This window comes from Streptomyces flaveolus (assembly GCF_000716535.1).
Taxonomy (GTDB): domain Bacteria; phylum Actinomycetota; class Actinomycetes; order Streptomycetales; family Streptomycetaceae; genus Streptomyces; species Streptomyces flaveolus_A.
Genome location: NZ_JNWV01000081.1, coordinates 1 through 13413, shown reverse-complemented (window position 1 = coordinate 13413; position 13413 = coordinate 1). Strand labels below are relative to the sequence as shown.

Below are 13413 nucleotides of genomic sequence, written 5' to 3'. Positions count from 1 at the left end.
AAGCTGGCCTCCTTCGACGCCTTCTTCGCCGTCCCCCTCATCGGCCCCCGCCCCCTGCTCCAGATCATCGGCAGCCGCGCCGTCACCTCCTGGATGGCCGTCGACGTCCACCAACGCGCCACCGGCCCCAAGGAACTCCACCGCATCCAAGGCGCCACCCACGTCGACCTCTACGACAAGAAGCAGTACATCGACCCCGCCATCGACAAACTCACCGACTTCTACACCACCCACCTCGGCGCCACGAACTGAGCGACCGAGCGGGGGCAAAGTGACCGGCCGGGGTCACGCGGCGGCCGAGAGCGCGGAGGGCTCCTCGGGAGCAGGCCCCCGGCCCTCCAGGCGCCAGACGCCGAGGCCGTCGCAGACGACCTCGCGCGTCTCGGCGGTGGCCTCCTCGACGTCGGCTCCGCCACGCAGGGCGCGTTCGCGGGGGGTGCGGGCTCTGCGCAGGGCGGTCTCGCGGGCCACCGCGGCGTCGGCCGCCTCCAGGACGATGTAGAAGTGCTGAACCACTCGGCCCTGGTCGGAGCGGAACGCGAACCCTACGAGCCAGACAGTCTTGGTGACCATGGGAAACGCCCTTCGGGCAATACGCGAGGGCCACGATGAGCCTTTCGGCGCGACTGCGTATTGCGGCTGGTCGACGATGGCAAGGTCATTGACTCCATAAGTGTTCACCGGCCGTATCAGTCCCGACATGCGTCACATGACTGTCGTTGTGACGCTCGTCGCAAACCGTCGTCGTGACGCTCGTCGCGGCACACGTGTCGTAGGGACCCGGCTCGGCACCGGTGCGGGACGCTTCGCCGGGTGCCCGGGCCACGCGGGGGCTCCGGCGTCCCCCACTTGCTTTAATGGCCATTCCAGAACTGGGGGTGGGGATGGACAAGGCGGAGTTCGGCCGGCTGTTGCGTGCGGCGCGGCAGCGTTCGCTGCTGACGCTGGAGAGCCTGGCCGAGGCGTCCGGGGTGAGTGTGCGGGCCATCAGCGACATGGAACGGGGGCAGAGCCTGCCGCGGCAGGCCACGCTGAGCGAGCTGATGGACGCCCTGGAACTCGCCGAGGACGAGCGGCGGCGGTTCGTCGAGGCGGCGACGCGGCGTACGGAGCAGGTTCCGCGGCAGCTGCCGCCCGACCTCGCGACGTTCCGCGGCCGGACGGAGGCGCTCACGGCCGTCCACCGGCTCAGCTCACACGTCGCCGGGCGCGGAGCACATGTCGTCATCTCCGCGATCGGCGGCATGGCGGGTGTCGGCAAGACGACGCTCGCGGTGCACTGGGCCCACCAGGTGGCGGACCGGTTCCCGGACGGCCAGCTGTACGTGAACCTGCGCGGCTTCGAGGACTCGGGACGGCCCCTGGACCCCGGCGAGGCCCTCGCCGGGTTCCTGGACGCGCTCGGAGTGCCCGGCTCCTCGGTACCGCGCGGCACCGAGGAGCGGTCGGCGTTGTTCCGCGAGCGGGCGGCGTCCCGGCGGCTGATCGTCGTACTCGACAACGCGCGCGACGAGGAGCAGGTCAGACCGCTGTTGCCGGCTTCGGCGGGGTGTCTGACCATCATCACCTCGCGCAGTCAGCTGTCCGGTCTGGCCGTGACCGAGGACGCCACGCTGGTCGGTCTGGACGTGTGGTCGCGCGAGGAGGCGCTGGCCGCGCTGGCGGCCAGGATCGGCGAGGAGCGGTGCCGGGCGGAGCCCCGGGCGGCGGCGGAGCTGGTGGAGCTGTGCGGTTTCCTGCCGCTGGCGGTGGCGATCGTGGGCGCGCAGGTGAGCGCGTCGCCACAGGTTCCGCTGGGACCGGTGGTGCGCGAACTGCGGGAGTCCCGGCCGCGGCTGGACGCCCTGTCCAGCGGTGACCGGCGCGTCGACGTCCGTGCCGTGTTCTCGTGGTCGTACCGGGCCCTGACACCCGGGACCGCCCGTTTCTTCCGGTACCTGGCCCTGCATCCGGGACCGTCGGTGTCGGCGGAGGCCGCCGCCTCGCTCGCGGGCGTCGGTACGGCGGCGGCCCGGCGGCACCTGCGCGAGCTGATCTCGGCGAACCTGCTGTCCCGGGACGCGGAGGGTCTGTACGTGCTGCACGACCTGATACGGGCCTACGGCACCGAACTCTTCGAGCGGGAACGGGACGACCGCGTCGGCGCCGAGACCCGTCTGCTGGACTACCTGCGCTACAACGCCCACTGGGCCAACCGGCTGCTGGGGCGCTCCGCCTCCGATTCGGTCGGCCCTCCGGCCGAAGGCGCGGTGCGCGTCCTTCTCGACACCCGCGAGGAGGCGCTGGACTGGTTCCGTCGGGAGGAGTCGACGGTCGCGGCGGCGCTGCGCTCCCTGGACGCTCCCCGGCTGCTGCGGTTCCGCATGAACCTCACGCAGGACTGGGTGACCTACTACTCGGTCACGGGCCGCTGGACCGAGGAGATCGAGACCAAACGCATGGGCCTGGACGCCGCCCTGCAACTGGACGAGCCGGCCGCCATCGCTCGGAACTCCGCGGATCTCGCCCGCGCGCTGGCGGAGACGGGCCAGCTCGACGAGGCCGACCGGCAGGTCGAGTCGCTGCTCGGGCTGCTGGAGCGGCTGGACCCGGTGGCGCGCGCGGCCACCGAGCGGAGCATCGGCTGGGTACGGGGCCGGCAGAAGCGCTACGCCGAGGCCCTGCACCATGCCCGCAGGGCGCTGGAGCTCTACCGCGCCCAGGGCGACGAAGGTACCGCGGCCCGCGAGATGAACGCGGTCGGCTGGTATCTCGCCCTCCTCGGCCGGTACGAGGAGACGGTCGCCCTGTGCGAGGAGGCGGTCCCGCTGCTGCGGCGGCACGGCAACGTCCGTATCGAGGCCGCCGCCCGTGACACCATGGGCTACGCCAGACAACGCCTCGGCGATCTCGATGCCGCCGTGGCGGATTATCAGGAGTCGCTGCGGCTGTACGGAGAGGCCTTCGACGGCTACAACCAGGCCGAGGTGCTCGACCATCTGGCGACCGCGCAACAGGAGCGTGGTGACCGTGCGGGGGCGCGGGAGAGCTGGCTGCGGGCGGCCGACCTGCTGAGCGCGATCCACAGTCCGCGCGCGGAGCGGATGCGGGCCAACGCGCACGCCCTGGACGCGGCCACAGCACCCACAGCACCCACCGAGCAGACCTGAAACGGCCGACATCGCCGGCGACAGGCGACAGGCGACAGCCAGGCTTGATGGGGCGGCCGGCGCCGGCGGTCGCCGGCGGGCGGGCAGTCCGTGAGCACGCGCGACCCGGCCCGCCTCGGCACGTGACGTCGTCGGGCGCGACGCATGACGCCTCCGAGCGACAGGTGACGCATTCCGAGCGCGCGTGACGCACTCCGCGCGGCGCACGACGCATCTCCGAGCGGCACGTGACATACCCCGAGCGGCGCGTGACGTACCCCCAGCTCCCCGCAGGTCTGGCCCGGCCCGCCTCGGCGCGTAGTGCCCCGTGTGTCGCGACCGCTCACAGGGACGGCGCGCGTGCCCGCTGCCTCGGGGTTCCTCCCCCGGCGGGCCAAGCTGCATGCGAACTGCCTGGTTCCGCGGCTTCCGCTCCAGTGGGATGGGAGCAGGCACGAGAGCGCTCCCTGGACGGGCGGGACCGCTCGCACGGAACAGGGGGCACGATGAACGCGCGGACCAGGCTCTCCCCTCTCACCACGGTCGAGGAGGCGCAGCCCGCGCTGTCGCTCGTCGCCCCCCGTCGCGGGGCGATGCCGGACGATCCGGGGCTCGTCGGCCGCTATCCGGAGCTGCGGGCGCTGAAGGACTTCCTGCGCGAGGCGAGGGCCCACGGAGCGGCCCGGGTGGTGTGCGGGCGCGCCGGTGCGGGCAAATCGGCGCTGCTGGAAGCCACCGTCCAGGCCGCGGTGGCCACCGGCATGCGCGTCCTGCGCTGCACCGGCATCCGGGGCGGCAACCCGCCCGGCCTGTCCGGCCTGCTCCAGATCGTCCGGCCGCTCCTGGCGGACCCGCACCGGTCACCGGCCGCCGGGCCGCTCGACGCTGTGGAGAGGGTGCTGGTCGACGGCGCCCCCGCGCCGGGCGGGCCGTCATGGCTTCCCTTCGCCGTTGTCCGGGTCCTGGAGTCGGTCAGCCGCGCCGGGCAGCCCCTTCTGGTGGCCGTCGACGACTGGGACGCGCTGGACGCCCCGAGCAGGGACGTGCTGACCTTCGTCGCCCGGCGGGCCGAGGGCCATCCGCTGGCGCTGCTGATGACCTCCCGTCCGCACCGTACGCGTCCGGCCTCCCTGGCCGGCCTCCCCGAGCTGCCGCTCGGCCCGCTCGGCCCGGCCGCGTCCGCCCGGTTGCTGGCGGCGCGGCGTCCGGGCCTGGACGCGCAGGCCGTGCGCGAGCTGCTGGCGACCGCGGCCGGCAACCCCTTGGCGCTGCTGGAGCTCCCGGCCGGTTCCGAGGACTCGGTGCCCTGCGTGCCGGCCTCGTCCGACCGGCTGGCCGCCGCCCTGGCGCCCGGCGCCGCGCACCTGCCCTCCGGGACGCGGGACCTGTTGCTGGTGGCGGCGCTGCACCCGGCGGGAGACCTACCGCTGCTGCTTTCGGCCGCGTCGCGGATCGGCGGCGCCGAACTGGACTTCACGGCGCTGGACCCCGCGGAACGCGCGGGCCTCGTGGCGTTCGACGGCATGCGGCTGCACTTCGACCACCCCGCGACGGCGGGTGCGGTGGTGCACGGCACCGACCCGCGGCGCTGCCGTGCCGCGCACGCGGCCCTGGCGGCCGTCCTGGCGCCCGGCTCGGTACAGATGCTGTGGCACCGGTCGCAGGCCGTTCAGGGGTGTGACCCGGAGCTGGCCGGCCGCCTGGAGGCGGTGCACGGCCAGGCGCTGGAGCAGTGCGAGCCCCCGACGGCCGTCCGGCTGCTGCGGCGGGCGGCCGACCTGCATCCGCTGCCCGCGGACCGGGGCCGCTGCGCCCTCAGGGCCGCCCAGCTCGCCCACGTCCTCGGCCTGGAGCGCCTGGCCCGGACGATGGCGCACCAGGCACTGCGCCAGCCGCTCGGCCCTCTCGGCACGCTGTGCGCCGAGGCCCTTTCCGGGACCGGGAACGGCGGGCAGCCGCCGGCCGACCCCGCCGCCTGGCCCGCGCCGGCCGGTGCCGCCGAGCAGGAGAACGCGCTGGAGCTGGCCCGGATCACGGCGCCCGCGGTCGCGGGCGACGACGCGCGCGCCGAGGCGCTGCTGGCCTTCCTCGACGGGATGCCGGACCTCTCGGACGACCCCCGGCTGCTGCACGCCATGGCCACGCTCGCCCCGGTGCGCCGTGCCACGACCGTCCTCGCGGGCGCGTCCGCCGTCCGGCACCTGACCGACGTACCCGTACGCGACCTCGAACTCCTGGGCGAGGCCGCGCTGTTGGCGGGCGACCCGCTGCGGGCGCTGGACCTGTACCGGCAGGCGGAACGCCGCCACCGCTTCCACGACCGGCCCGACCAGCTGCCCGGGGTGCTGCTCCGGCAGGGGCTGGCGCACCTGGCCATGGGCGACCGGGGCCAGAGCGGCCACGCGTTCCGGCGGTGCGCGGAACTCGCCGAGGCGCACGGCCAGGACCACCACGCGGCAGCCGCCCGCCTTCTGGAGGATCTCGTACGAGGTCTGCGCACCGGCGGCGCGGTACGTCGGGGAAGTGCCGCCGAGCTGGAGGCGGCCCGGCGCTCGGTGCGTTCGATCGACGCGGTGCTCGCGGTCGGCGCGGCCTGTGCCCAGGTGGAGGCCGGCGAGTTCGGGGCCGCCTGGCCGGCGTTGTCGTCCCTCCTGTCCGACCCGGGGAGCCGCGCGGCGGCCCTGTTCGCCCTGATCCCCTACGCGGAGACCGCCGAGGCCGAGAACGCCTCCGAGGAGGCACTCGCGACCCTCGACCGGATCGAGGCGGAGCTGGGTGCCGAGTGCCCCCCGGCGGTCGCCGTCCGGCTCACGGTGGCGCGCGCCGTCCTCGCGGACGGCCGGGACCACCGGAGCCGCCGGGACGCCCGGGACAGCCGGGACGAACAGAACGACCAGGTCGGCCGGGACGGCCGGGACGCTCAGGCGCTGTCCGAGCGAGCCTTCGCCGAGGACCTGGCCCTCTGGCCGTGCCTCGAAGCGCCGTTGCGTCTGGCCCAGGGCAGGCGGCTGCGGCGCCGGCGGCAGTTCGCCGACTCGCGTGCGGCGCTGCGCCAGGCGGCGGCCGGGTACACCATGCTCGGTGCCGAGGCACGCCTCGCCCGGATCGCCGGGGAGCTGCGGGCCTCCGGGGAACGGGCGGACGGCGGCACCCCGGGCGTGTCCCGGCCGGCCGCGGCCCGCGATCTGCTCACCCCGCAGGAGCTGCGGATCGCCGAACTCGCCGGCCGTGGACTGTCCAACCGTGAGGTCGGCGAACAGCTCGGTCTTTCGCCGCGGACCATCGGCGCGTACCTCTACCGCATCTTCCCCCGGCTCGGTGTGACGGCGCGGGCCCAGCTCACCGAGGTGCTGCGGGACCGCCAGGCCGCCTGACCGGGCCCACCCGTCAGTCGCTGCCGATCCTCGCGGCGAGTTGTGCGCGGGAGGAGACGCCCAGCTTCGGGAAGATCTGGTACAGGTGCGAGGCGACCGTGCGGGGTGACAGGCGCAGCTGTTCCCCGATGGCCCGGTTGGTCAGGCCGCGGGCGGCCAGGCGGGCGATGGTCAGCTGCTGGGGCGACAGCAGGCGGGCGATGTCGTCCGTACTGGACTGCTCGTCCGCCGCCTGGCCGGTCGCCCTCAGCTCGGATGCCGCCTGCTCCGCGCGGGACGAGGCTCCCAGGGTCCGCAGGACGGACTCGGCGGTGCCCAGAGGCGTGCGGGATTCCGTGACCCGGCGCCGGCGCCTGAGCCAGGCTCCGTAGCCGAACTGGGTCATGCCGTGCAGCAGTGGCCAGGCGCCGACCCCGGGCCGCAGTGCCCGGCGGTAACGGACCTCCGCCTCGTCGTCCGGGCCGAGGACCGCGCCGGCGTACACCAGGATCCGTTGCGGCAGGGGTGCGCGCCCCGCCTCGGTCAGGGCCGTGACCTGCTCGACGACGGTCCTGGCGTCGGCCTCCTCTCCGGCGGGCAGCGCCGCCTCGGCCAGGAAGGCGAGACCCCAGAACTGCTCGAAGGCGTACGGCGTCGCCGGGCCGGCGAACAGGGAACGCAGTCGCGCGTAGGCCTCTGCGTACCGGCCCGTGCCGGACGCCGTGAGGGCGCGGGTCAGCACGGCCAGGTTCAGTTGCCGGTTCTGACCGAGGCGCAGGGAGGCCTCCTCGACCTCCGCCGCGTACTCCAGTGCCCTGTCGTGCTGTCCCCGCAACGCCGCGATGATGCCCAGCGTGCCGGTGGCCCTCGCCACCCAGTCGGGCTGCCCCGTCCGACCGGCGATCATCCGGCCCTCCTCGGCCAGCGCCTGGGCGATGTGCCACTGGGTACCGAGCCAGATCTGGCCCATCGCCCTCGGTACGAGGAGCTGTGGCAGCCGCCCGTACCGGCCGCCTGCGCGAACGTCCGCCTCCGCCGCTTCGAGCAGCGGCGCCGCCCGATCGAGATCGGAAACGAGGTGAGCGACTTGACCGACCAGACTCTGCTCGTCACCGTCACCGTCACCGTCACCGTGACCGCTGGCCGGTCCGGGGGCGGGCTGCGGGGCTGCCGCGTCGGGGAGACCAGGGGCGGAGTGCGGGGCCGCCACGCCGGGGAGCCCGGAGACCGAATGCGCAGCCGCCTCGCCGGACAGACCGGAAGCGGAACGCGAGCCCGCCACACCAGGCGGCCCCGAGGCGGAATGCGAGCCCGCCACGTCGGGAAGCCCGCAGACCGAATGCGCAGCCGCGGAATGCGGTGGCTCCGTGCACGGCAGGGAGAGGGGGTCGGTCAGCGCCATGACGGCGACGTCCCGTGCGTCCCGGGGCCCGGACCGGAGGTCCTCGAAGGTTCGCAGGGCCATGCGGCGTTCGCCGAGGCCGGCCTGCTGCCACCAGCACCTGCGTGCCGCCGCGTACAGCAGTTTCTGCGTGAGCGCGGGGTCCTGCGGGGCGACGGCGCGAGCCGCCTCGCACAGTTCGGCGATCCGCTCCCGGCCGACCGCGCTGCTGCCCGGCAGCAGATCGTGCACCCACAGCAACAGGGCACGTCCGAACGTCCCCAGCTCGGTCGGGTCGATTTGGCGGGCGTACCGGAACGCCTGGTCCGTCAGACCGTGTTCGCAGGCGAGTTCGGCGGCCCGCAGCAACCGGGCCGCCCTGCGTTCCGGGTCCGAGGAGAGACGGGCGGCGTGTTCCAGTGCGGCCAGGGCCACGAGCACGGCGGTACCCGGAAGGGGGGCGGTCGCCAGCGACTCCAGCCGCCGCGCGAGTTCCTCGTCGGGGCCTGCCACGCACTGGGCCGTGTGCCAGGCGGCGTGGGGAGGGCTGGTGAGGCTCCGCCCGAGCGCGTGGTGAGCGGCCATGCGCCGGGCCGCCGACTCCAGGCGCAGCACGGCCGGACGGACCAGCGGCTCGGGGAAGTACAGCCGCCGATTCTCCTCGGCGCCCTCCTCCCTGAGGTCTACGGCTCCGAGGACCGGGCCGGCCCCCTCGGCCACGACCGCCCCTTCAGCCCCTTCGACCCCGACCGACTCGGCGACGAGTCCACGGGCGATCGTCTCGGCGAGTCCGGCGCGGGCGGCCCGGTCGCCGTCCAGCAACGAGGTGCTCGCGCGCAGGATGTCCCGGGTGACCGGTGAGGCGCTCAGCGCGGCAGTGAGCAGCACGGTGCGGGCCGGTGCCGAGAGCCCCTCCACGTCCTCCGCGTACGCCTCGGCCAGACGGGGTGTCGCGGGGAGCATGCCGAAGCCCGCCGTGTCGCCGGGATGGCCACCGTCCATGGAGAGTTCAGTCAGGGCTAGTGGATTCCCCCGCGCCACGGCGAGGACGAGTTGCTCCTCGGCGTACCCGGTGGCCCGGCCGGCACGGGTGACGAGCGCACGGGCCAGGGAGGAGGGCAGGCTCCCGAGCGTCACCGTGAGCGCATGGGGGAGGGTCCGGACGTCGGAGGCCGCCCGCTCGGCGACGATCAGGCCCACCCGCGTATGGGCGCAGAGCCGGGCCAGAGCGCGCAGTGTGTCGCGGCTCGCGCCGTCGAGCCGGTCGAGGTCGTCCACGCACAGCAGAACCGGTTCCGCTGCCACAGCCAGCAGACGCATCACCGCTGCGGCCAGTTGAGCGGGGGCCGGCGCAACCGGTTCCGCGGAGCCCACCGCGGCCTGCTCCGCACATACCGACGGGCTCAATCGAGCGGAGGCCGACCCGGCCAATTCATCGGAGGCCGACCCGGCCGGCTCAACGAAAGCCGACCCGGCCAGTTCGTCGGTGCCCGCCTCGGCCAGTTCCGCGGAACCCACCGCGGCCAGTTCACAAGTACCCGGCCCGGCCAGCTCACCAGTACCCGGCCCGGCCAGTTCCGCGGAGCCCACCGCGGCCGGTTCGCGAGTACCCGGCATGTCCGGTTCACCGGTGCCCGGCGTGGTCGCGCCGCCGCCGAACGCGGCGTCCAGCAGGGCTCGTTCGCGGGCCGGCAGGGCGGTGATACCTGCCAGGGCGGGACGCAGCAGGCGGTGCAGCGCGGCATGCCGCAGTCCGCGCTCGCCGGGTGCCCACGCCGTCGACAGCACACGTATGCCCTGGCGGCCGGCCGCGGCCGCGGCGAAGCGGATGACGGCGGACTTGCCGGTGCCCGGGGCGCCGCTCAGGTGGAGCACCCGTCCCTCGCCGCGGGGCAGGGCCGTCAGCAGCGCGGCCACCAGTTTCCGTTCCCGCTCCCGGCCGAGCAGACCGGCGGTACCGTCCGGACCGACGTCGTCCGAGCCGATGTGCGCGCTCATCCCGTGACCTCCCCCACTCCCCCGACGCGCGTGCTCACCTCCCGCACGCGCGTTCACCGCCCCTCCGCGTGCTGTCCGTCCACAGCCTCACCGGCATCACGCATACGTGCCGGAACCGGGACGCCTGGTCATTCACATGTCCGCTCGTCCGCGAACGCGCCGTCCGCACCCGCCGCCGCGTAGAGGTCACGGATGCTGACGTCCGCTCCGAACTCCAGACGGCTGAAGACCCAGTCGATCGGGTGGCACTCCCGTGCGTCGGGCAGCTCCACGACGATGGGTTCGGCCTCGGGGTGGGCGGCCGAGGCGTGCCGCCAGACTCCGCCGACGTGACGTGTGAGGATCTCGCCGACGTAACAGCCGAAGGCGACGAGGGATTCCGCCATGTCCTCGACGGTCACGCCTTCGGCCCGGAAACCGTCGACGATGTCCTCCACCAGATCGATGCTCTCCGGACTGTAGTTCAGCGCCGCACCGCTGATGTCGGCCGCCGCCGCGACGATGGCAGCGGCGTGCCGGGGCGCGTCGGCAGGCTCCAGCGGGGGGTTCAGGTGCAGCTGCATGTCGGTCCTCGGGCTGTTTGCCGTCAATGGCGTCGAGGCTAACCGCACAACACCCGGAGGCACATGTCCCTGCCCGGATCGATATGGAACGTCGTGGTCCGGGCGGCGGAGCGAGGTGCCCCGCGGTGTCAGGTTTGCAGTCGATCGACTCATGCCGCGGGTGGCCGCGGGTGTCAGAGTCGGGTCCGACTCGACCGACGAAAGGATCTCGGTGTGGCACGTCCTCGTGGATTCGACACCGACGTGGCAGTGGAGCAGGCCATGGCCGTGTTCTGGAGGCAGGGCTACCGTGCCACGCCGATGCCACGGCTGACGGAGCTGCTGGGAATCGGCAGCGGCAGCCTGTACGCCGCCTTCGGTTCGAAGGACGGTCTCTACGCCCTGGCCTTACGACGCTACTGCGACGGTCTGGTGGCGGCGCTGGACCGGGACATGCGGGCGGGGGGTGACGTCCGCACGGCCTTGCGGCGGCTGCTGCTCGCGATGGTGACGGCCGACGCCGCCGACCCGGAACGTGGCTGTCTGCTGGTCAACGCGACCGTCGAACGCGCGGCCCACGACGGCACCGTGGAGCAGGTCCGTACGGCCATGACCGCCGTCGAGGCCGTGTTGACCGAGGCCCTGGAACGGGCTCGGGCACGCGGGGAGCTGTCCGGCGAGCGCAGTCCGGTGGAGCTGGCCCGCTTCCTCACCACGTTCATCCAGGGCCTGCGCGTCATGAGCCAGACCCGCGCCGACCGGGCGTTCCTGGAGCCGGCCGTCGCCGTGGCACTGCGGGTTCTCGACTGAGCCTCATGGCCGTCGATGAGGGCATCGATTCGGTTCCTTCGGTCCCGAGCCGGCCCACGAACGGGATGTGCCCGCCGTCCCTCCGTCGCCGGGCGGCAGTCAAACGACTGATCCCCCGCAAACCCGAGGCCTCGACAATGAGGACACTTGCGACATCGGGGAAAGGACCCGCATACCCATGACGGTCATCAACAGCCCACTGCCGGACAAGGAGCGCGAGGTCGCGGGGAGCGCCCTGCAGGCGACCCTGGTCGACCTGCTCGACCTGTCCCTGGTGGCCAAGCAGGCGCACTGGAACCTGTACGGGCCGCGCTTCCGCTCCATCCATCTCCAGCTCGACGAGGTGGTCACCACCGCACGCGACTACGCCGACGTGGTGGCCGAACGCGCCGCCGCGCTGGGGGTCAGCCCGGACGGCCGGGCCGCCACCATCACCGCCACCAGCGGCGTGCCCGCGTTCCCGCCGGGCTGGACGAAGGACGCCGACGCCGTCGAGGCCCTGGTGCGGACGTTCGCCGCCGTCATCGCACGGGTGCGGGAACGTATCGAGGAGACCGGCCCGGCGGATGCCGTGACCCAGGACCTGCTGATCGGCCTGACCGCCGACCTGGAGAAGCAGAGCTGGATGTTCCAGGCCGAGAACCGGGGCTGAGGGGGCACGGGGCGATCCCGAGGGAGCACGGGGCGGTCCCGCACGAGGGGCCGTCCCGCATCGACACGTGTGCGCACCGGTTCGGGCGCGGCACTGTCACCGTCACTGCCGGCGACGTGCCCGCAGGGCAGCCGCCTTGACGCGGTTCCCGCAGGTCCACATCGCACACCATTCCCTCCGGCCGCCCCGGGAGCGGTCGAGGTAGACCTGTGTGCAGTCGGGGCGCCCGCACTCGCGCAGCAGCGCCGCGTCCCGGCCCGCGATGATCTCGACCGCCTCGCGCGCCAGGCCGGCCAGCGCCTGGGCGGCCGTACCGGAACGGCTCGTGCCGCCGGGCCCCAGGCAGATGGCAACCGGCGCTCCGGCCGCCCGCCGGTTCACCGCGGTGACCGCGCCGGCGGGAAGGGGACTGCCGATGAGCCGGGCCCGCACCAGCAGGTAGATCGCCTCCCGCAGCTCCAGGGCCGCGCGCAGGTCCGTGTGGTCCGACGCGGGCCGCTCGTCGAGCAGCCCGGCCTCCACCAACCAGGAGTCGAGCAGCCCGGGGGAGCCGATCCGCTCGATCGGAACCGTCGCACGCCGCTCCTGAAGGGTGCCCACGAAGTCGAGGGCGGGCGTCCCGCACGGAAACACATGTCTCACATGATCCTCCAGACACAGGGAAGTGGACGCCCTTCCAGAGTAACCGCCTTGACAGGTGACGTGGGCCCGTGGGAATCTCTCGTCACCGGTCAGAACAGTTACTTCTTGGTGAGGAAACCCCATGGCAGTCGTACGGTTCCATCTCGTCTCCACGCTCAGCCCCAAGGACGTGCGGGAAGTACTGACCGACTTCAGCCCCTCCCGGGCGAAGGCCTGGCCCACGATCGACGCCGAGCACTTCGAGGTCCACGACCTCGGCGACACCTGGGCCGAGGTCACCGAAGGCACCTCGGCCGCCTGGGAGCGCGCACGCTACGAGTGGGAACCGGACGGCGACACCGTCACCATCACCACCCTCGACTCCAAGCTCTTCGGAGCCGGCGGCGGCTGGGTCTTCCGGATGACTCCCGAGGGCGACGGCACCCGGGTCGACGTCGAGCTGACGCGGCAGCCGAGCACCTTCAAGGGCAAGGTGCTCGCCTCGCTCCTCCCCCTCGCCGCCCCTTCGTCGCTGCGCAAGTCCTTCGCGGGCCCCCTGCAGGCGAAGTGAGCCCTCTGCGGGCCCTGGACACGTTCACACGGACTGCCGGTTCGCATGCCGGAGGGGCCGACAGCGCGCGCTGTCGGCCCCTTCCGCATGCGAACCGGCGTCGGCTCAGCCGGCCGTACCCAGGTGGGTGGTGTAGAAGTCGGTGAGTTTGTCGATGGCGGGGTCGATGTACTGCTTCTTGTCGTAGAGGTCGACGTGGGTGGCGCCGTGGATGCGGTGGAGTTCCTTGGGGCCGGTGGCGCGTTGGTGGATGTCGATGGCCATCCAGGAGGTGACGGCGCGGCTGCCGATGATCTGGAGCAGGGGGCGGGGGCCGATGAGGGGGACGGCGAAGAAGGCGTCGAAGGAGGCCAGCTT

At 73.5% G+C, this 13413-nt stretch carries 10 protein-coding genes and 1 pseudogene; 6 read left to right on the top strand and 5 right to left on the bottom strand.

Features of this window, described 5'->3' with window-relative positions:
* A partial coding sequence (locus OO52_RS44605) for an alpha/beta hydrolase (protein ID WP_030658971.1) occupies positions 1 to 252 on the top strand: 252 nt, incomplete at its 5' end.
* Positions 253 to 285: 33 nt separating this feature from the next.
* On the opposite strand, the gene OO52_RS44600 is transcribed toward OO52_RS44605, so the two are convergent.
* Complete coding sequence (locus OO52_RS44600; RefSeq protein WP_030658973.1) at positions 286 to 573, bottom strand: hypothetical protein; 288 nt, start codon at positions 571 to 573, stop codon at positions 286 to 288.
* Positions 574 to 857: 284 nt separating this feature from the next.
* On the opposite strand from OO52_RS44600, the gene OO52_RS44595 reads away from it, so the two are divergent.
* Entirely contained in the window at positions 858 to 3149 is a 2292-nt protein-coding gene (locus OO52_RS44595) for an ATP-binding protein (protein ID WP_234340011.1), read from the top strand.
* A gap of 485 nt (positions 3150 to 3634) precedes the next feature.
* The gene (locus OO52_RS44590; RefSeq protein WP_030658978.1) at positions 3635 to 6502 is read left to right on the top strand and encodes an AAA family ATPase; all 2868 of its coding nucleotides are present in this window, start codon (positions 3635 to 3637) and stop codon (positions 6500 to 6502) included.
* Between the two features lie 13 nt (positions 6503 to 6515).
* Here the strand turns inward: OO52_RS44590 and OO52_RS53750 are convergent, their stop codons facing one another.
* Together OO52_RS53750 and OO52_RS44580 are read right to left on the bottom strand one after the other, a co-directional pair.
* Positions 6516 to 9860 carry a helix-turn-helix transcriptional regulator gene (locus tag OO52_RS53750; protein ID WP_037631145.1) on the bottom strand — a complete coding sequence of 1115 codons (3345 nt, stop codon included), beginning with the start codon at positions 9858 to 9860 and terminating at the stop codon, positions 6516 to 6518.
* 128 nt (positions 9861 to 9988) lie between these two features.
* Positions 9989 to 10423, bottom strand: a complete 435-nt coding sequence (locus OO52_RS44580; RefSeq protein WP_030658981.1) for a hypothetical protein — start codon at positions 10421 to 10423, stop codon at positions 9989 to 9991.
* Positions 10424 to 10636: 213 nt separating this feature from the next.
* Here OO52_RS44580 and OO52_RS44575 point away from each other — a divergent pair, with 213 nt between their 5' ends.
* A complete protein-coding gene (locus OO52_RS44575; protein ID WP_030658983.1) occupies positions 10637 to 11212 on the top strand; it encodes a TetR/AcrR family transcriptional regulator in 576 nt (191 codons plus the stop codon).
* Positions 11213 to 11390: 178 nt separating this feature from the next.
* On the top strand, positions 11391 to 11864 hold the full coding sequence (locus OO52_RS44570) for a Dps family protein (RefSeq protein ID WP_030658985.1): 474 nt from the start codon (positions 11391 to 11393) through the stop codon (positions 11862 to 11864).
* A gap of 102 nt (positions 11865 to 11966) precedes the next feature.
* On the opposite strand, the gene OO52_RS44565 is transcribed toward OO52_RS44570, so the two are convergent.
* Positions 11967 to 12506 (bottom strand): CGNR zinc finger domain-containing protein, encoded by a 540-nt coding sequence (locus OO52_RS44565; protein WP_030658987.1) that lies wholly within the window; start codon positions 12504 to 12506, stop codon positions 11967 to 11969.
* Between the two features lie 121 nt (positions 12507 to 12627).
* On the opposite strand from OO52_RS44565, the gene OO52_RS44560 reads away from it, so the two are divergent.
* The gene (locus tag OO52_RS44560; protein ID WP_030658990.1) at positions 12628 to 13056 is read left to right on the top strand and encodes a hypothetical protein; all 429 of its coding nucleotides are present in this window, start codon (positions 12628 to 12630) and stop codon (positions 13054 to 13056) included.
* A gap of 105 nt (positions 13057 to 13161) precedes the next feature.
* Here OO52_RS44560 and OO52_RS44555 read toward each other — a convergent pair.
* Positions 13162 to 13413 (bottom strand): annotated as a pseudogene (locus OO52_RS44555) (alpha/beta hydrolase); the annotation flags it as partial.

Coding starts and splice junctions, on each gene's coding strand:
- OO52_RS44560 (WP_030658990.1), top strand. CDS start 12,628: ATGGCAGTCGTACGGTTCCATCTCGTCTCCACGCTCAGCCCCAAGGAC.
- OO52_RS53750 (WP_037631145.1), bottom strand. CDS start 9,860: ATGAGCGCGCACATCGGCTCGGACGACGTCGGTCCGGACGGTACCGCC.
- OO52_RS44590 (WP_030658978.1), top strand. CDS start 3,635: ATGAACGCGCGGACCAGGCTCTCCCCTCTCACCACGGTCGAGGAGGCG.
- OO52_RS44580 (WP_030658981.1), bottom strand. CDS start 10,423: ATGCAGCTGCACCTGAACCCCCCGCTGGAGCCTGCCGACGCGCCCCGG.
- OO52_RS44595 (WP_234340011.1), top strand. CDS start 858: ATGGCCATTCCAGAACTGGGGGTGGGGATGGACAAGGCGGAGTTCGGC.
- OO52_RS44570 (WP_030658985.1), top strand. CDS start 11,391: ATGACGGTCATCAACAGCCCACTGCCGGACAAGGAGCGCGAGGTCGCG.
- OO52_RS44600 (WP_030658973.1), bottom strand. CDS start 573: ATGGTCACCAAGACTGTCTGGCTCGTAGGGTTCGCGTTCCGCTCCGAC.